General features: G+C 61.8%; 3 protein-coding genes. All 3 read left to right on the top strand.

Translation table 11 applies throughout. From position 1 onward, the window contains the following. On the top strand, positions 1-3,794 hold a 3,794-nt coding region (locus tag H097_RS26590), incomplete at its 5' end, for a non-ribosomal peptide synthetase (RefSeq protein ID WP_032863567.1). Between the two features lies 1 nt (position 3,795). Next, entirely contained in the window at positions 3,796-11,649 is a 7,854-nt protein-coding gene (locus H097_RS26585) for a non-ribosomal peptide synthetase (protein WP_032863565.1), read from the top strand. Between the two features lie 13 nt (positions 11,650-11,662). After that, a partial coding sequence (locus H097_RS26580) for a non-ribosomal peptide synthetase (protein ID WP_050593457.1) occupies positions 11,663-21,200 on the top strand: 9,538 nt, incomplete at its 3' end.

The raw sequence follows: 21,200 nt of genomic DNA, 5'->3' as shown, positions 1-21,200 counted from the left end.
GGATCGACCATCAGGTGAAGATCCGCGGTTTCCGTATCGAACTGGGCGAGATCGAAGCACGTTTGCTGGAACACGCCGAGGTACGCGAAGCGGTGGTGGTGGCCCAGGACGGTGCGCAAGGGCCGGTGCTGGTCAGCTACCTAGTGGCGCCCGAGGCGTCAGAAGACACCTTGCGCGAAGCGCTGAAACACAGCCTGCACCAACAACTGCCGGACTACATGGTGCCGCAGTACTGGCTGTTCATGGAGCGCCTGCCCCTGACGCCCAACGGCAAGCTGGACCGCAAGGCCCTGCCCAAGCCGGACGCCAGTCAGGTGCAGAAGACCTATGTGGCGCCGAGCACCGAACGGCAGCGGCAAGTGGCGCAGATCTGGCAAGACGTGCTCAAGCTTGAGCAGGTAGGCCTGGCGGACAATTTCTTCGAACTGGGCGGGCACTCGTTGCTGGCCACCCAGGTCATGTCGCGGGTGCGGCAGTTGCTGAACGCTGAAGTACCGCTGCGTACGTTGTTTGAACACAGCACCTTGCAGGCCTTTGTCCAGGCCTTGGGCGAGGAACAGGCTTGTTCGGCACCGTCCTTGTTGCCTGTGCCTCGGGACCAGGTATTGCACCTGTCCTATGCCCAGGAGCGGCAGTGGTTCCTCTGGCAGTTGGAGCCGCAGAGCGTCGCCTACAACCTGCCTCTGGCCCTGCGCCTGCAAGGGCACTTGGACGTGCTGGCACTGGAGCGCAGCTTCAATAACCTGATTGCCCGCCATGAAATCCTGCGGACAGGGTTTGCGCAGAATGACCTGCAGGTGTTGCCGGTGATTCATGCCCAGGCCGGTCTGCAACTGGAGGTGCAGGCGTTGGACAACGTGGACGGGCTCGATGCTGCGGTGGACGCCGAAGCTCATCGCCCATTCGACCTCAAACACGACGCCTTGCTGCGAGTGAAACTGCTGCGCCTGGGGGCTGACGAGCATGTCCTGATTCTCACCCAGCACCACATTGTCTCCGATGCCTGGTCGATGCAGGTGATGGTCGACGAACTGGTTGAAACCTATGCCGCCTACAGCCAGGGGCAAGCGCCGAGTCTGCCGGCACTGCCATTGCAGTACCTCGACTATGCGCAATGGCAACGGCAGTGGATGGAAGACGGCGAACAAGCACGGCAACTGGCCTACTGGACCGACAAGCTGGGCGGCGAGCAGCCTGTATTGGCACTGCCCACCGATTATCCACGGCCGAGTGTGCAGAGCTTTGCCGGCGCGAGCCAGGTGGTGACATTGCCGACCAGCCTGCTGCACTCACTCAAGGCCCTGGCCCAGCGTGAGCAGGTGACGCTGTTTATGCTGCTGCTGGCCTCGTTCCAGACGTTGCTGCACCGCTACAGCGGGCAAAACGACATTCGTGTCGGCGTGCCCATCGCCAACCGTAACCGGGTGGAGATCGAGCGTCTGATCGGCTTCTTCGTCAATACCCAGGTGCTCAAGGCCGAGGTGGACGGGCAGGGTACCTTCAGCGAGTTGCTCGATCAGGTCAAACAGACCGCCCTGCAGGCCCAGGCCCATCAGGACCTGCCGTTCGAACAACTGGTGCAAGCGTTGCAGCCGGAGCGCAGCCTGAGCCATAGCCCGCTGTTCCAGGTGATGTACAACCACCTCGGCGAAGGCCGCAAAGGGGTCGATATTGCCTTGCCGGGCCTGAGCCTATCGGGGCTTGAAGCCCGCGGCCGGACGACACAGTTCGATCTGAACCTGGAAACCTACGAGGCGCACGAGCAGTTGGTCGCGACCCTGACCTATGCGGTTGACCTGTTTACACCGCACAGCATGGCGCAACTGCTCGGCCACTGGCAGAACCTGCTGCACGCCATTGTTGCCGACCCGACGCAGCGGGTTGGCGTGTTGCCGCTGCTGGCCGAGGCCCAGGCTCAACAAGTGCTGCTGGGCTGGAACCAGACCCAGGCCGAGTACCCGCTGCATCTGGGCGTACACCAGTTGATCGAGGCGCAGGTCGAGCGCACGCCAGAGGCCATCGCCCTGGTGTTCGGCGACACACAATTGAGCTATGCCCAACTGGATGCCCGCGCCAACCAATGGGCCCAGCGCCTCAGCGGCTTGGGGGTTGGCACCGATGTGCTGGTCGGCGTGGCGGCGGAGCGTTCGCTGGAGATGGTCATTGGCTTGCTTGCCGTGCTCAAGGCCGGCGGCGCTTATGTCCCGCTCGATCCCGAGTATCCGCAGGAACGCCTGAGCTACATGATGCAAGACAGTGGTATCGGCCTGTTGTTGACCCAGGCTCACCTGCGCGAACAACTGCCGATTCCTCAAGGGGTGCAGCTGCTTGACCTCGGTGAGTCGGTGGCAACCTTCAGTACCGAGCGACTGCAGCGCGAGCTGGACCCGCAAAGCCTGGCGTATGTGATCTACACCTCCGGCTCCACCGGGCAACCCAAAGGTGCCGGCAACCGGCATGCGGCACTGACCAACCGTCTGTGCTGGATGCAGGAAGCCTATGCACTGGATGCAACGGACGCGGTGTTGCAGAAAACCCCGTTCAGCTTTGACGTTTCGGTGTGGGAGTTCTTCTGGCCGCTGATGACCGGTGCGCGCCTGGTGGTGGCTGAGCCAGGTGCGCATCGTGATCCGGGCGCCTTGGTCGAACTGATCAATCAGCACGCCGTGACCACGCTGCACTTTGTGCCCTCGATGCTCCAGGCCTTCCTGCTGGACGCCCGCGCGGCCAGTTGCGCAGGCTTGCGCCAGGTGATTTGCAGCGGTGAAGCGTTACCGGTGGAAGCTCAGCAGCAGGTATTCAAACAACTGCCGCAGACTCGCTTGTACAACTTGTATGGCCCAACCGAAGCCGCCATCGACGTGACGCATTGGCAATGCGTCGATGAGGGGCGCGACAGCGTGCCGATCGGTCAACCGATTGCCAACCTGGGCACCTATATCCTCGGCCCGGAGCTGGAACCGTTGCCCGTGGGTGTGGCGGGTGAGTTGTACCTGGGAGGCGAAGGCCTGGCTCGCGGTTACCACCGCCGCCCGGCGCTGACCGCCGAGCGTTTTGTGCCGAACCCGTATGGCACCGGGCGCTTGTACCGTACCGGTGACCTGGCGCGGCATCGGGCCAGCGGGGTGATCGAGTACCTCGGGCGTATCGACCATCAAGTGAAGATCCGTGGCCTGCGTATCGAGCTGGGTGAAATCGAAGCGCGCCTCATGGAGCAGCCGTCGGTGGTCGAGGCGGTGGTGATCGCGCAGGACGGGCCGACCGGTAAACGCCTGGTGGCGTACGTGGTACCTGGCGATGCGCAACGGCTGCAGGGCAGCGAGCAGGATCAGTCCCGGTATGGCGCAGCGCTGGGCGCAAGCCTTTCGCGCAACCTGCCGGACTATATGGTGCCAGGGCAGTGGATCGTCCTGGAGCGGATGCCGTTGAGCCCCAATGGCAAGCTCGATCGCAAGGCCTTGCCCAAGGCCGATCCGGTGTTGGCACAACAGGTTTATCAGGCGCCGGAAACCGAGATTGAACAACAGATCGCCGAGATCTGGCAGGGCATCCTGCACATCGAGCGTATTGGCCTGGGCGACAACTTCTTTGATCTTGGAGGGCATTCATTGCTCGCGACACAGGCGGTCTCGCGCATCAACTCACAATTGGGCATCGACATTGCGCTGCGCCTGATCTTTGAAACGCCAACCCTTGCCGAGTTCGCCCAGGCGGTGCTCGAAAGCCGCTCGGCACTGAGCGAAGAAGGGCTGTCGGATATTGAAAAAATGATGGACCTGATGGAGGAGGCTTGAAATGGATAAGACTACCGCAGAGCGTATTGCCAAGCGTTTCATCGGCCTGGGTCTGGAGCAGCGGCGCCAGATCCTGGCGAAGATGAACGAGGCCAATAACAGCTTCAAGCTGTTGCCGATTGTCGCCAGTCGCCATGACGTGCCCCGCATTCCTTTGTCTTTTGCCCAGCAACGCCTGTTGTTTCTCTGGCAGATGGAGCCGCAGAGTTCGTTCTACAACGTGCCGCGTGCGGTGCGCCTCAAGGGCGAGCTGGACGAAAGCACATTGCGCCAGGCCTTTGATGCGTTGGTGCAGCGCCATGAAGTGCTGCGCACCCGGTTCGTATCGGAAGACGGTGCTTTCTATCAGGAAATTCACGATAGCGCGCCGGTGAGCCTGCAACGCATCGACGTGCCCGCTGTGGCCCTGCAAGCGCAGGAGGCCGGGCTCAAGGCGCTGGTCGCCGAGGAGTTGGCGCAGCCCTTCGACCTGATCAACGGCCCATTGCTGCGGGTCAAGCTCTATCGTCTTGATGCCCGTGAGCATGTGCTGGTGGTGACGGTGCATCACATCGTTTCCGATGGCTGGTCGAGCCAGTTGATGGTCGAGGAGTTTGTTCACCTGTATGACGCTATCGCCCACCAGCGTGAGTCCCAGTTGCCAGTATTGCCGATCCAGTACGCGGACTTCGCCCTGTGGCAACGCAGTTGGATGGAGGCTGGTGAAAGCGAGCGCCAGTTGCAGTACTGGAAACAGGTGTTGGGCGACGAGCAGCCGTTGCTGGCGTTGCCGTTGGACCGCGAGCGTCCACCGGTGCCGAGTTACCGGGGTGCGGCGTTCACCGCCGATTGCCCCAAGGCTGTGTCCCAGGCCTTGAAAAACCTTGGCAGCGAGCGCGGTTATACCTTGTTCATGCTGGTGCTGGCGGCGTTTTCGGTGGTGCTGGCGCGTCAGAGCGGGCAGAGCGACATCCGCGTGGGTGCGCCCAACGCTGGGCGCAATCGCAGCGAAACCGAAGGCCTGATCGGCTTCTTTATCAACACCCAGGTATTGCGGGTCGAAGTCGATGAGCAGCAGAGCTTCGAGCAATTGCTGGCTCAGGTCAAAGAAGCCGTATTCGGTGCCCAGGCACATCAGGACTTGCCCTTCGAACAGTTGGTGGATGCCCTGGCGCCTGAGCGCAACCTGAGTCACAACCCTTTGTTCCAGGTGAAAATCAACCAAAACCTGGCGGCCAGCGGCCTGGGCCAGAGCAGCCAGGGGAGTTTTTCCGCGCTGGGTATTGAGGCCTTCGAAATCGCGGAAAATGACGCGCGCTTCGATCTGGCGCTGGATTTCACCGACACTGAACAGGGGATCCAGATCAGCTTCAGTTACGCGACCGATCTGTTCGAGCGTCGCACCGTCGAGGCGATTGCCGAGTCGTTGCAGACGGTATTGCAGGACATGGTTGCGGCGCCTGCAGCTCTGATTCATCAACGGCCTGCCGTGGCCGGGGTGGCTGGCGAAGAGGTTGCGCAAGATTTTGCGCACAAGCATTTCCTGGCGTTGTGGCAAGCCAACGGGCAAACCCGTGGCGATGCCGGCGCCGTGCGCTGCGAGCAGGAACTCATCAGTTTTGCCGAGCTGGAGCAGCAGTCCAACCGTCTGGCCCGGCATTTGCTCGATCAAGGTTTGCGCAGTGGCGAGGTAGTGGCCCTGGCATTGGAGCGCAGCGTGGCCTGGACCGTAGGCCTGCTGGCTGTACTCAAGGCCGGTGGCGTCTACTTGCCGCTGGATGTGCAACAACCTGCCGAGCGCTTGCAGCAGGTGCTCAGTTGCAGTGGCGCGGCCTGGCTGTTGCGCACGGCGGGGGACCTGCGTATCGATTGCCAGTGCCGGGTGCTTGACTATGACGAGGCGCAGTTTGCCGCGTGCAACGCTGCCCCGCTGAACCTTGAAGTAGCCCTCGAGCAACCGGCATACCTGATCTTCACTTCGGGTTCCACCGGTCAGCCCAAGGGTGTACTGGTCAGCCATCAGGCGTTGGGCAACTACGTGCAAGCGGTTCTGCAGCGCCTGCGCCTGCCGACCGATGCCAGCCTGGCGATGATCTCCACCCTCGCGGCGGACCTGGGGCACACCATGCTGTTTGCTGCGCTGGCCAGCGGGCGTCTGTTGCATCTGGTGCCGCAGGCCTATGCGTTCGACCCGGACCGTTTCGCCCGCTACATGAGCGAGCACCGGGTCGGTGCGCTGAAGGTCGTGCCCAGCCATTTGCACAGCCTGTTGCAGGCCGGCAACCCGGCAGGTGTCCTGCCGGCCCATGTGCTGGTGTTGGGGGGCGAGACGTGTCCCTGGTCATTGGTGCAACAGGTGGCGCAGTTGGCACCGGATTGCCGGATCATCAACCATTACGGCCCGACAGAAACCACGGTCGGCGTATTGACCCATGAAGTAACCGGTGAGCGGCCCGCGACCCTGAGCGTGCCCGTCGGTCAACCGCTGGCCAATACCCGCGCACGCCTGCTGGATGCCTATCTCAACCCGGTCGCAGGACGAGTGGCGGGTGAACTGTATCTGGGCGGTGCCGGTGTGGCTCAGGGTTACCTGAATCAGCCTGGGTTGACTGCTGAGCGCTTCGTCCCGGACCCACAAGGGGGCACGGGGGAGCGGGTGTACCGCACCGGTGACCGTGCGCGCAGTGTCGACGGCGTGCTGGAGTTTCTCGGTCGCGGCGACGATCAGGTGAAAATCCGTGGCTACCGGGTTGAACCTGGTGAGATCCAGCAAATTTTGCGGCAATTGGATGACGTGCAAGATGCAGCAGTGCTGGCGTTGCCGATGGAGAGCGATGCCGGGCGTTTGCAACTGGTTGCCTACTGCGTACTGGCATCGACGACCACGACCGATGCCGAACGACTGACCCGAGAGTTGCAGGGATTGTTACCGGATTACATGGTCCCGGCGCGGATCATTGTGCTCGAACGCTTGCCACTGACGGCCAACGGTAAACTGGATCGCCAGGCCCTGCCGGTTCCGGATGCACAGACTCAAGCCTACGAGGCCCCCAGCAATGAGCTGGAGCTAGTGCTGGCCGAAGTCTGGGCGCAGGTGCTCAAGCTTGAACAGGTAGGCATTGGCGATAACTTTTTTGAACTGGGCGGCGATTCGATTCTCAGCCTGCAAATCATTGCCCGTGCCAAGCGTCGTGGCATCAAGCTGACCCCTAAGCAGTTGTTTGAAAAGCAGACCATTGCCCAGTTGGCGCAAGTGGCCAAATGGGTAGAGGTCAAGGCCCCCACGGCACCGGCCAGCACCCAGCAGATCAGCGGAGCCCAAACACTGTTGCCGATCCAGGCACGTTTTTTTGCCATGGATATTCCCCAGCGCCATCACTGGAACCAGTCGATCCTGCTGCAGCCTCATGTTCGCCTGGATGTGGCCGCGTTGAACCAGGCATTGCAAGCCTTGTACGCACAGCACGATGCGCTACGCCTCGCATTCACGCGACAAGGCGAGCAATGGTGCGCCGACTATCAGGCCAGCGTGCCTGGTGAGCTGCTGTGGACGCCGTCGGCCCTGGCGGCGGCTGATGAGGTCCAGGCCTTGGCCGATCAGGCCCAGCGCAGCTTGAACCTGGAACAAGGCGTGTTGCTGCGTGCGGTATTGATGGAGCTGCCCGAGGGGCAACAACGCCTGCTGCTGGTGATTCATCACACCGTGGTGGATGGGGTGTCCTGGCGGGTGTTGCTGGAAGATTTGCAAAGCGCCTACACCCAGGCGGCTCGCGGTGAGCCGGTCAAACTGGCAGACAAGGGTGCTTCGCTGCAAACCTGGGGCGAGCGTTTGCAGGGCTATGCCCGGAGCGATGAGCTTAAGGCCCAGTTGAGTTATTGGCAGGATTGCTTGCAGGGCTGCGCGGTGGACTTGCCCCGTGACAACCCGGACGGCGGCTTGAGCCTGTCTCAAACCCATGGAGTATCGACCCGCCTGGACCAGGCAACGACGCACAAACTGCTGAAGGTCGCGCCAGCGGCCTACCGGACCCAGGTCAATGACTTGTTGCTGACCGCCCTGGCCCGCGTGTTGTGCCGCTGGAGCCAACAGCCCGCAGTGGCTATCCAGTTGGAGGGGCACGGCCGTGAAGCCTTGTTCGATGAGCTGGACATCTCCCGGACAATGGGCTGGTTCACCAGTTTGTTCCCGGTGAAGCTGACTCCGGCCACCGAGTTCGATGCTTCGATCAAGCAAGTCAAGGAACAACTGCGCCAAGTGCCCAACAAAGGCATTGGCTACGGCCTGCTGCGTTATTGCGCTGATGCCGCCAGCCAGGCGGCATTGGCGACCCTTGGTGAACCGCGTATTACCTTTAACTATCTGGGCCAGTTCGACGGCGATTTTGCCGCCGACCAGGGCGCGTTGTTTGTGCCGGCGCCGGAATCCGACGGCGCCGCACGCAGTGAGCTGGGGGAACTGAGCAACTGGCTGAGCATCAACGGCCAGGTATACGGCGGCGAACTGGAACTGAGCTGGACATTCAGTACCGGCATGTATCACCAGCACACGGTGCAGGCGTTGGCCGACGATTACGCGGCGGAGCTGGCGGCGTTGATCGAGCATTGCAGCAGTGCGCAGCACAGTGGTGTGACGCCGTCGGACTTCAACCTGGTGAATTTCACCCAGGCGCAGTTGGAGCGGCTGCCAGTGACGCCACGGGACATCGTCGACCTCTATCCGTTGTCGCCCATGCAGCAGGGGATTGTGTTCCACAACCTGCATGAGCCGGATGGCCCGGCCTACACCAACCAGTTGCGGGTCGACATCCAGCAACTGGATGCCGAGCGTTTCCGCGCAGCCTGGCAGCAGACCCTGGACGCTCACGACATTTTGCGCACGGCGTTTGTCTGGCCGGCGCAGATGAATGCGCCGGTGCAGATCGTACTGGGTAACGTGCCCATGCCTATGGTGATTCACGACTGGCAGGGCCGGGCGAATCTTGAACCGGCCCTTGATCAGTTGGCCCGTGAGGATCTGCAAGCCGGCTTCGCGCTTGATTGTGCGCCGCTGCTACGGGTAATCCTGGTGCGTACCGGTGCCAGTACTTATCACCTGATTTACACCAGCCATCACATTCTGATGGACGGCTGGAGTACCTCGCAGCTGTTTGGCGAGGTACTCCAGCGTTACGCCGGGCAGGCGCCGGTTGCCGCACAGGGGCGCTATCGCGATTACATCGAGTGGTTGAGCCTGCGTGATGCCCAGGCCAGCCAAGGGTTCTGGCGTGAGGCCCTGGGTAACTTGCAGGAGCCGACTCGCCTGGCTGACGCCGTGGGGCCGCAACAGAGACTGGGCAATGGTTATGCGGACCATGAGCATCTGTTCAGCGCCGAGCTGACCGCACAGTTGAACGGCTTTGCCCGTGAGCAAAAAGTCACCCTCAACACCTTGATGCAGTCCGCCTGGTTGTTGCTGTTGCAGCGCTATACCGGCCAGGCCACGGTTGCCTTTGGTGCCACTGTGGCTGGGCGGCCGACAGACCTGCCTGGGGTCGAGCAGCAGATTGGCCTGTTTATCAACACCTTGCCAGTGGTTGCCACGCCGTCGCCGCAACTGACCGTGGCGCAGTGGATCCAGCAAGTCCAGGACCTTAACCTGGCCTTGCGTGAACACGAACACACACCGCTGTATGACATTCAAAGCTGGGCCGGATTGGGGGCAGGCCCGCTGTTCGACAGTATCCTGGTGTTCGAGAACTACCCGATGTCCGAAGCCTTGCAGCAAGGGCAGGGAAGTGGCCTGGCGTTCTCGCCGATTCGTCGTCAGGAGCAAACCAACTACCCGCTGACCCTGGTGGCTGTGGCGGGTCGCGAGTTGGCCCTGGGTTGCAGTTTTGACCAAGCCTGTTTCGATGCGGCGAGTATCCGGCGTTTGGCCGAGCAACTGGAGCACCTGATGGGCCAGTTCGTGGCTGATGCCAGCCAGCCGCTGGGAATGCTGGAGTTGTTGCGCACAGACCAGCGCCAGGCCGCATTGGCTTGGGGGCAGTCGCCGGGTCGTGTCGTGATTGCTACGAGTGTGGTCGAGCAAATCGAAGCCCAGGTACGACGTGATCCGCAAGCGCTGGCGATACTGTTTGGCGAGGCGCAACTGGATTACGCCAGCCTTGATGCCCGTGCCAACCAGTTGGCGCACAAGTTGCGCGCGCTGGGTGTTGGCCCGGAAGTTCGGGTGGGTGTCTGCCTGCGTCGTACCCCGCAGATGATCATCAGCCTGTTGGCGATTCTCAAGGCGGGTGGGGCTTATGTGCCGCTGGATCCGGAGTACCCGCAGGAACGTTTGCTGCACATGCTCGACGATAGCCACGCCTCCGTCGTGCTGACCGAAACGCCGTTGCGCGATGTACTGCCCGCGGTGTTGCAGGCGCAGGTATTGTTGGTCGATCAAGGGCCGCAATGGCTGCACGACTGGCCGCAGACCTGCCCGGCGTCGCTGACCTGCGCGGACAACCTGGCTTATGTGATTTACACCTCCGGCTCCACCGGCAAGCCCAAGGGCGTGGCCATCACCCATGGCAATGTCACGGCACTGGTCCAGTGGTCGCTGGCGACCTATCCGCGCGAAGCCCTGCAAGGCGTGCTGGCCTCGACTTCAATCTGCTTCGACCTGTCGGTGTGGGAGATCTTCGTCACCCTGGCCGGTGGTGGTTTCATGGTGCTCGCGGACAACGCTCTGGCCTTGCCCGAGTTACCGGCACGCGAGCGTGTACGGTTGATCAATACCGTGCCATCGGCGATTGCCGCCTTGCAGCGGGCCGGGCAGATTCCGGCCTCGGTGCAAACCATCAACCTGGCGGGCGAGCCGCTCAAGCAGGCGCTGGTCGACAGTTTGTACGCCAGCACGGCGGTGGAACGCGTCTATGACCTGTACGGGCCATCGGAAGACACCACCTATTCGACCTTCACCCTGCGTGTGCCGGGTGGCCAGGCGAATATCGGGCGACCGCTGGAAAACACCACGGCCTACTTGTTGGACTCGCAGTTGCAAACCTTGCCAGCGGGCGTTGCGGCTGAGTTGTACCTGGCAGGTGCCGGGGTCACTCGCGGTTATTTGATGCGTCCGGGGCTGACTGCCGAGCGTTATGTACCTGACCCGTTTTCCACGGGGGGGGAGCGGCTGTACCGCAGCGGTGATCTGGTACGCCAGGGCGCAGACGGTGACATCGAGTACATCGGGCGAGCCGACCACCAGGTGAAGATCCGCGGTTTCCGCATTGAGCTGAGCGAAGTCGAAGCCCATCTGCTGGCACATCCTGCGGTGTGCGAGGCGGTGGTGCTGACTCAGGACGGCGCTGGCGGCAAGCAGTTGCTGGCGTATGTGGTGGCTGAACCGGATGTTGGCGACCAGCCAAACCTGGTGGACAGTCTGCGCAGCCGTCTGGCGACCAGCCTGCCGGCGCACATGGTGCCAAGCCATCTGCATCTGATCGGCGCCTTGCCCTTGACACCCAATGGCAAGCTCGACCGCAAAGTCTTGCTGGCACTGGGTGGCAACCCACGGCAATTGGCTTACGAAGCGCCACGCACCGACTTGCAATGGGAAGTGGCGACTATCTGGCAGGAAGTGCTGGAAGTCGAGCAGGTTGGCCTGAACGATAGTTTCTTCCATCTCGGCGGCCATTCGTTGTTGGCGACTCTGGTGGTCACGCGGATCAGCGAACGCCTGGGTGACCAGGTACCGCTCAAGGAGTTGTTTGCCGCAGATACCCTGGAACAGTTCTGTGACCGCATCGAAGCCCTGCGCGCCGATTTGTCGCCGGTTCAGGATGAATTGGCTAAATCTCTGGAGGCCCTCAAACGTCTATCTCTCGATGATCTTGAAAAACTGATTTCTTGAGTGAGGACAACGCGTGCAAGAGTTAATCGAGTCGGTAGGGAAACTTTCGGCCAAACAAAGAAAGGCGCTGGCAGTTCTGCTCAAACAGAAAGGCCTGAACCTTTTCACGATTGCCCCGGTTTTCCAGCGCGCGGCCGAAGAACCGTTGTTGCTGTCCTATGCCCAGCAACGGCAGTGGTTCCTCTGGCAGTGGGCGCCGCAGAGCACGGCCTATAACATCCCCACGGCCCTGCGACTCAAGGGCCGGCTGGATGTCGCTGCGTTGCAACGCAGCATCGAGGCCCTGGTCGATCGACACGAAAGCTTGCGCAGCGTGTTCACTCAACAAGATGATCAGCCCTTGCAAGTGGTCCTGCCAGCAGGGCCTTTTGCACTGGACGTCGATGAACTGCACCTGCCGCAGGGGGAGGCTCTGGAAGCGCACTTGCAGGCATTTGTCGAACAAGAAACAGGCAAACTCTTTGATTTACAGGCGGGCCCGCTGATGCGCGCACGTCTGCTACGTCTGGCCGCTGACGACCATGTGTTGGTGATGACCTTGCACCACATCGTCTCCGATGGCTGGTCGATGCAGGTCATGGTCGAGGAACTGGTGCAGTTTTATGCCGGCTTCAGCCAGGGCCAAACAGTGCAATTGCCGGAGTTGACGATCCAGTACCCCGACTATGCGCAATGGCAGCGCCAGTGGATGGAGGCGGGTGAGCAGGAGCGGCAACTGGCCTACTGGCAAGACAAGCTCGGCGGCGAACAGCCGGTGCTCGAATTACCCACCGACTTCCCACGGCCGGCGCTGCAGAGTTTTGCTGGGGCCAGTTGTCGCCTGATTCTTGATGAGGTGCTCGCTGAAAGCCTCAAAACCCTGGCCAAGCGGGAAAACACCACGCTGTTCGTGCTGTTGCTGGCGTCATTCCAGGTGCTGTTGCACCGTTACAGCGGGCAGGAAGACATTCGCGTCGGCGTGCCAGTGGCCAATCGTGGTCGCGCTGAAATCGAGCGGTTGATCGGCTTTTTCGTCAATACCCAGGTGCTCAAGGCTGATATCGATGGCCAGGGCTCATTCATCGAGTTGCTGCGCCAGGTCCGCCAGACTGCGCAGGATGCCCAGGCCCATCAGGATCTGCCGTTCGAGCAACTGGTGGAAGCGCTGCAGCCAGGCCGCAGCCTGAGCCACAGCCCGTTGTTCCAGGTGATGTTCAACCACCAGGCCGAAAGCCGCAGCGATGCGCAAACCGGCCTGAGCGAATTGCACGTTGAACGTCTGGAATGGCAAAGCCAGACTGCCCAGTTCGACCTGGTGCTTAACACGGTCGAGCATGCGCATGGCATCGAAGCGGTGCTCAAGTACGCCACGGACCTGTTCGACGCCAGCACCATCGAGCGCCTGGCGCAACACTGGCAGCACCTGTTGCAGGCGGTAGTGGCTGACCCTACGCAACGTATTGCGCAATTGCCGTTGCTGGCCGCAGCGCACGAGCGTGTGATTCTCGAAGACTGGAACCGCACCGCCGCAGCTTACCCGGCCGGACAGTGCATCCAGCAGTTGATCGAAGAGCAGGCGGCGCGCACCCCAGAAGCGGTGGCGCTGGTGTTTGCCGAACAACAACTGAGCTACGCCGAACTCAATACCCGCGCCAACCAGTGGGCGCACCGCCTGCTGGAACTGGGCGTCGGCCCGGACGTGCTGGTGGGCGTGGCGGTTGAGCGTTCGCTGGAAATGGTCATCTGTTTGCTGGCGGTGCTCAAGGCCGGTGGCGCGTATGTGCCGCTGGACCCGGAATACCCGCAGGATCGCCTGGGCTACATGATCGAAGACAGTGGCCTGAAACTGCTGCTGAACCAAGCTCATCAGGCCTTGCCAATCCCGGCTCACGTGCAGGCGTTGGACCTGGGCCAGGCCCTGAGCGGCTACAGCAGCGCAAACCCACAGGTGACGCTGGACCCGGAAAACCTCGCCTATGCGATCTACACCTCCGGCTCCACCGGCAAGCCCAAGGGCGTGATGGTGCGCCATGGCGCGCTGACCAACTTCATTGTCAGCATGGCCGCCGCGCCGGGGATCGGTGCGCAGGATCGCCTGTTGTCGCTGACCACGTTCTCTTTCGACATCTTCGGCCTGGAGCTGTACACGCCGTTGATGGTCGGCGGGCGTGTGGTCCTGGCCAGCCAGGACACCCAGCGCGATCCGGAGCTGATCCTCCAGCAGGTACAAGCGCAGGGCATCACGCTGCTGCAAGCCACGCCGTCGACTTGGCGCATGCTGCTGGAAAGCCCTAACGCAGGTGCCCTGGCGGGGCGTCGCTTCCTGTGCGGCGGCGAAGCGCTGGCCGATGAACTGGCCGTGCGCATGACGGCCCTGGGTGCGCAAACCTGGAACCTCTATGGCCCGACCGAAACCACCATCTGGTCGGCCTTGCAGCCGTTGAGCAGCGAACACAGTCACCCATACCTGGGCAAGGCGATCAACAACACCTCGCTGTACATCCTTGGTGAAGACCTGGCGGCTAACCCAGTGGGGGTGGCGGGTGAGTTGCTGATCGGTGGCGATGGCTTGGCGCGGGGTTATTTCGAACGTCCGGCACTGACCGCCGAGCGCTTCCTGCCCAACCCGTATGGCGAGCCGGGCGGGCGTTTCTACCGTACTGGCGACCTGGCGCGGTATCGCGCGGACGGGGTAATCGACTACATCAGCCGGATCGACCATCAGGTGAAGATCCGCGGTTTTCGGATTGAACTGGGTGAGATCGAAGCGCGCTTGCTGGAACACGCCGAGGTACGCGAAGCGGTGGTGGTGGCCCAGGACGGTGCGCAAGGGCCGGTGCTGGTCAGCTACCTAGTGGCGCCCGAGGCGTCAGAAGACACCTTGCGCGAAGCGCTGAAACACAGCCTGCACCAACAACTGCCGGACTACATGGTGCCGCAGTACTGGCTGTTCATGGAGCGCCTGCCCCTGACGCCCAACGGCAAGCTGGACCGCAAGGCCCTGCCCAAGCCGGACGCCAGTCAGGTGCAGAAGACCTATGTGGCGCCGAGCACCGAACGGCAGCGGCAAGTGGCGCAGATCTGGCAAGAAGTGCTCAAGCTTGCGCAGGTGGGCCTGACGGACAATTTCTTCGAACTGGGCGGGCACTCGTTGCTGGCTACCCAGGTCATGTCGCGAGTGCGGCAGTTGCTGAACGCTGAAGTACCGCTGCGTACGTTGTTTGAACACAGCACCTTGCAGACCTTTGTCCAGGCCTTGGAGCCAGAGGCGTCGAGCGTACAGGCCCCCGCGTTGACCCGGATCGAGCGCGATCAATCGTTGCCGCTGTCCTATGCCCAAGAGCGGCAGTGGTTCCTCTGGCAATTGGACCCGGACAGCGCCGCTTACCATATTCCGACGGCGCTGCGCCTGCGCGGCACCCTGGATGTCGCTGCGCTGGAGCGCAGTTTCAACACGCTGCTGGCGCGTCATGAGAGCCTGCGCACACAGTTCATCGAAGAAGACGGGGGCACCGTGCAGGTGATTCAGCCCGAGATGAAACTGACTCTCGCCGTCGAACCCTTCGGTCCGACAGCAGATTTCGATACGCGGCTCAAGGCCCGGGTCGACCAGGAAGTAAGCCAACTGTTCAACCTGCATCAAGGTCCGTTGTTGCGGGCCAAATTGCTGCAATTGGCGGCCGACGACTACGTGCTGATCGTGACTCAACACCACATCGTCTCCGACCGTTGGTCGATGAAAGTGACTGTGGATGAGCTGATTGAACTTTATGCCGGTTACAGCCAGGGCCAGGACGTGCAACTGCCGGCCTTGCCGATCCAATACGCCGACTACGCACTGTGGCAGCGCCAGTGGATGGACAGCGGCGAGCGCGAGCGTCAACTGGCATATTGGTTGGAGCAACTGGGCGGTGAGCAACCCGTGCTGGAGTTGCCGACCGATCATCCGCGTCCGGCCCAGCAGAGTTACCGTGGTGCGCAAATACAGATCCCATTGAGCGCAGAGCTGGGCGCGGCGTTGAAACAGTTGGCCCAGCGCGAACAGGTCACGCTGTTTATGCTGTTGCTGGCGTCGTTCCAGGCTTTGTTGCACCGCTACAGCGGGCAAAACGATATTCGCGTCGGCGTGCCCATCGCCAACCGTAACCGGTTGGAGACCGAGCGCCTGATTGGCTTCTTCGTCAATACCCAGGTGCTCAAGGCTGAGTTCAGCGAGGGCTTGTCGTTTCGCGACTTCCTGGGCCAGGTGCGCCGTTCCGCGCTGGCTGGCCAGGCCTGGCAGGACCTGCCGTTCGAGCAGTTGGTCGATCGCTTGCAGCCCGAGCGCAGCCTGAGCCATAACCCGTTGTTCCAGGTGATGTTCAACCATCAGAGCCAGGACCCCCAGCACCTGAGCACCAGCATTCGGCTGGACGCGTTGCATGTCGAAGGCTTGAGCTGGGAGAGCGCCACGGCGCAGTTCGACCTGACCTTGAACACCTTCGAATCCGAGGACGGGGTGTCGGCGTCACTGATTTACGCGACTGACCTGTTCGAGGCCGCGACCATCGAGCGCCTGGCCTTGCATTGGCAAACCCTGTTGCAGGGGATCGTCAGTGACCCGCAGCAGTCGGTGGCCGAGCTGGCGCTACTCAGCATCCGCGAAGCGCAGTTGATCACCCACGATTGGAATACCAACGGTTCGACCTTTGCCGATCAGCCTGGTATCCAGCATCTGATCGAAGCGCGCGCCGAGCAACAGCCGGATGCCTTGGCCCTGGTGGCGGGCGAGCAAATCCTGAGTTACGCCCAGCTCAATGCGCGGGCCAACCAGCTGGCGCACCGGCTGATCGAGCTGGGTATTGCGGCGGAAGTCCGGGTGGGTGTGGCGATGCCGCGCTCCAGCGAGTTGGTGATTGCCTTGCTGGCGGTACTCAAGGCCGGTGGCGCCTATGTGCCGCTGGACCCGGATTACCCGCAGGACCGTGTGGCCTACATGCTTGAAGACAGCCAGGCCAAGGTCTTGCTGACTCAGGCCAGCCTGTTGGAGCAACTGCCGCAGGGTAATGCCCAGGTCGTGCTGGTGGAGGCCGGTGGCGACGCGTTTGCCGGGTATGCGCAGCACAACCCGGGGCACCGTGGGCAGTCGTCTAACCTGGCCTATGTGATTTACACCTCCGGTTCCACGGGCAAGCCGAAGGGTGTGGCGATTGCCCACCGTAACGTGCTGGCGCTGATCCACTGGTCGCAGCAGGTGTACAGCCAGGATGACCTGCAAGGTGTCCTGGCCTCGACGTCCGTGTGTTTCGACCTGTCGGTGTGGGAGATTTTTGTCACCCTGGCCAGTGGCGGTTCAATCGTCATGGCACGCAATGCCCTGGAGCTGCCTGACCTGGCGGCCCGGGATCAAGTGCGCCTGATCAACACCGTGCCGTCGGCGATTGCCGCCCTGCAACGGGCCGGGCAGATTCCCGCGAGTGTGCGCATCATCAACCTGGCCGGTGAACCGCTGAAGCAGTCGTTGGTAGAAGTGCTCTATGCGCAGCCCACGGTGGAGCATGTCTACGACTTGTACGGGCCATCGGAAGACACTACCTATTCGACCTGGACCCGGCGCGCCATCGGGGCATCGGCCAATATTGGCCGGCCCCTGGACAACACCGCCAGCTACTTGCTGGACCAACAGCTGCAAACGGTACCGATAGGCGTCGCCGCCGAGCTGTATCTGGCGGGCGAGGGTATCACCCGTGGCTACCTGTTCCGTCCAGGCCTGACGGCCGAACGTTATGTGCCCAACCCATTCTCGACCACGGGCGAGCGTCTGTACCGTACCGGCGACCTGACCCGTTACCGCGCCGATGGCGTGATCGAATACGTGGGGCGTATCGACCATCAGGTCAAGGTGCGTGGCTTCCGTATCGAACTGGGTGAAATCGAGGCGCGGTTGCTGGCCCTTGAGTCCGTGCGCGAAGGCGTGGTACTGGCAATCGAAGGGGCCAGCGGTCAGCAACTGGTGGCCTATCTGGTGGCCTCCGTCAGTGCCAGCGAAGGGGCGGCAGCCCTGGGCGAGGCGATCAAGGCGCAGCTCAAGGAGCACTTGCCGGAGTACATGGTGCCGGCGCATGTGGTGTTCCTCGACCAGTTGCCGTTGACCCCCAATGGCAAGCTCGACCGCAAGGCTTTGCCGGTGCCAGACCTGACCCAGAACCTGCGGGCTTATCTCGCCCCGGGCAATGCCCTGGAGCGTCAGCTTGTGGCGATCTGGCAGGACATCCTCAAGCTTGAGCAGGTCGGTGTCACGGATAACTTCTTTACCCTGGGTGGCGACTCGATCATTTCGATCCAAGTGGTCAGCCGGGCGCGCCAGGCGGGTATTCGCTTTACCCCTAAAGATCTGTTTCAGCAACAAACAGTCCAGCGCCTGGCGAGGGTGGCTGAGGTCGGCGAACCGGATGTGCTCGTTGAACAAGGCCCGGTCAGCGGTGCCTGCGCCCTGTTACCGGTGCAGCAGTGGTTCTTTGAGCAGGCAATCCCCGAGCGTCAGCGCTGGAACCAATCGGTGTTGCTCAAGCCGTTGAACCCTCTGGATCCGCAACGCCTTGAACAGGCATTGCAGGCACTGATCAGTCATCACGACGGCTTGCGCCTGAGCTTTGACCCACAGAACCTGACGGCAAGCTATCGCTCCCTGGAGCAACAGCAGTTGTTGTCCGCGCCGCTCTGGCACAAAACGGTGGCTGACCTGGGCGAGCTTGAATGGCTTGCCGACCAGGCCCAGGGCAGTCTCGGCCTGGAGCACGGGCCGCTATTGCGTGCGGTGCTCTTCGAATTGCCCGGAGGCGAGCAACGCCTGTTGTTAGTGGTGCACCATTTGGTGGTGGACGGTGTGTCCTGGCGCATCCTGCTGGAGGACCTGCAAGAGGCCTATAGGCAGCTGTTGGCGGGGCAGGTGATCACGTTCGGCCTCAAGACGGTGTCATTCAAGCGCTGGGTCGAGCACTTGCAGGCTCATGGCCAGAGCGCCGCTTTACTGCAACAGTTGCCGTACTGGCAAGCCCAGGGGTTGGCCGATGCCGCACAACTGCCTTGCGACAACCCGCAAGGCTCACTGCAAAACTGTCATGCCCAGACGGTCTACACGCGATTGAACTCAACCCTGACCCGTCAGTTGTTGCAGGACACGGCCGTGGCCTACCGGACCCAGATCAACGACTTGCTGTTGGCTGCTTTGGCGCGGGTGATCTGCCGCTGGACCGGGCAAGGCTCAACGTTGATCCAGCTTGAGGGCCATGGCCGCGAAGAGCTGTTTGAACAATTGGATCTGACCCGCACCGTGGGCTGGTTCACCAGTATGTTTCCGGTCAACTTGACGCCGGCCGCAGGCGTTGCTGACTCGATCAAGCAGATCAAGGAGCAGTTGCGTGCGGTACCCGATCGCGGGGTCGGTTTTGGCCTGTTGCGTTACCTGGGCGATGAGCCGACACGCCAGGCCCTGAGCCAACAAGCAGTGCCGCGCATTACCTTTAACTACCTGGGGCAGTTCGACGGCAGTTTCGATGCCGAGGACGGTGTGCTGTTTGTTCCGGCCACTGAAGCCAAAGGCGCCGAGCACAGCCCGCTGGCGTCATTGGGCAATTGGTTGTCGCTCAATGGCCAGGTGTATGGCGGTGAGTTGAGCCTGGGTTGGACCTTCAGTGAGCAGATGTTCAGTGAGCCGGTGATTCAGCGCCTGGCCGATGAATACGCCCGTGAACTTGAGCAACTGATCGAACATTGTTGCCAGCCCCAGCATCGTGGCCTGACACCCTCGGATTTCCCGCTGGCGACGTTGACCCAGCAGCAACTGGACGAATTGCCGGCCAGTGCTGGTGCGATTGAGGATGTGTATGCCTTGTCGCCGATGCAGCGTGGCATGTTGTTCCATACCCTGTATGAGCCTCAGGGTGGCAGTTACACCAACCAGGTGCGGCTGGATGTCGAGGGGCTTGATCCGCAACGTTTTCTGGCCGCCTGGCAAGCCACGATGGATGCTCGCGATGTACTGCGCACCAGTTTTGTCTGGCAGGGCAGCCTGGAGCAACCGGTGCAGGTGGTCCACCCACACGTCAGCGTGCCGTTCACGGTATTGGACTGGCAAGGTCGCGCCGATCTCATGGCGCAGCTGGACGCCCGGGCCTTGGCCGAGCTTGCGCAGGGCTTTGATTTGACGCAGGCACCGTTATTGCGTCTGGTGCTGATACGCGTCGATGCACTGCGTTATCACCTGATCTACACCAACCATCACATCCTCATGGATGGCTGGAGCGCTTCGCAATTGATGGGGGAGGTGTTGCAGCGCTACAGCGGTGAAACGCTGGCGTTGAATGCCGGCCGCTATCGTGACTACATCCAGTGGCTGCAACGCCAGGATGCCGAGGCCAGCGAGCGATTCTGGAAAGAGCAACTGCTGGCGCTCAATGAGCCGACCCATTTGGCCCGTGCTATCGCACACACACCAGTCGCCGGTTCGCAGGCGCTCTATGGCGAACAGCGCCAAATTGTGGACGAACCCACCACCCAACGTCTGCGCAGCCTGGCCCAGGCTCACAAAGTCACCCTCAACACCTTGGTCCAGGCGGCCTGGCTGTTGCTGTTGAAGCGTTATACCGGTCAATCGAGCGTGGCGTTCGGGGCTACTGTGTCCGGGCGGCCTGCCGACCTCAAGGGCGTCGAACAACAGATCGGCCTGTTCATCAATACGCTGCCGGTGATTGCCAGCCCACAACCTGAACAAAGCCTGGAAAGCTGGTTGCACAGTGTGCAGCAGTTGAACCTGCGCCTGCGTGAGTACGAATACACGCCGCTGTTCGACATCCAGCGCTGGGCCGCGCAGGACGGCGGTGACCTGTTCGACAGCCTGCTGGTGTTCGAGAACTACCCGGTGTCCGAGGTGCTGCAGCAGGAAGCGCCCAAGGAACTAGTGTTCAAGAACGTCAGTTATTTCGAGCGGACCAACTACCCGTTGACCGTGATGATCGGTGTGGGGCAGACCCTGGCGTTCAACTTCAGCTATCAGTGTGCGCACTTTGCGGCCTCGACCATTGGTCAAGTGAGCGAACAACTGCTGGCTGTGCTTGAACAGATGCTTGAGGTAGCAGCGGACAGTCCACTGGGCGAGCTCAAGCTGTTTGAGACCAGCCAGCAGCAAATGTTGCATGACTGGAACCGCACCGCCGTAGCTTACCCGGCCGGGCAGTGCATCCAGCAGTTGATCGAAGAACAGGCGGCGCGCACCCCAGAAGCGGTGGCGCTGGTGTTTGCCGAACAACAACTGAGCTACGCCGAACTCAATACCCGCGCCAACCAGTGGGCGCACCGCCTGCTGGAACTGGGCGTCGGCCCGGACGTGCTGGTGGGCGTGGCGGTTGAGCGTTCGCTGGAAATGGTAATCGGCTTGCTGGCGGTGCTCAAGGCCGGTGGCGCCTATGTGCCGCTGGACCCGGAATACCCGCAGGATCGCCTGGGCTACATGATCGAAGACAGCGGCCTCAAGCTGCTGCTGAACCAGGCTCATCTGGCCTTGCCGATCCCGGCTCATGTGCAGGCGTTGGACC

The sequence above is a fragment of the Pseudomonas sp. FH4 genome (assembly GCF_000510915.2).
In the GTDB taxonomy this organism is placed as follows: domain Bacteria; phylum Pseudomonadota; class Gammaproteobacteria; order Pseudomonadales; family Pseudomonadaceae; genus Aquipseudomonas; species Aquipseudomonas brenneri.
This window is presented reverse-complemented; position numbering and strand designations above follow the sequence as displayed.

Coding starts and splice junctions, on each gene's coding strand:
- H097_RS26585 (WP_032863565.1), top strand. CDS start 3,796: ATGGATAAGACTACCGCAGAGCGTATTGCCAAGCGTTTCATCGGCCTG.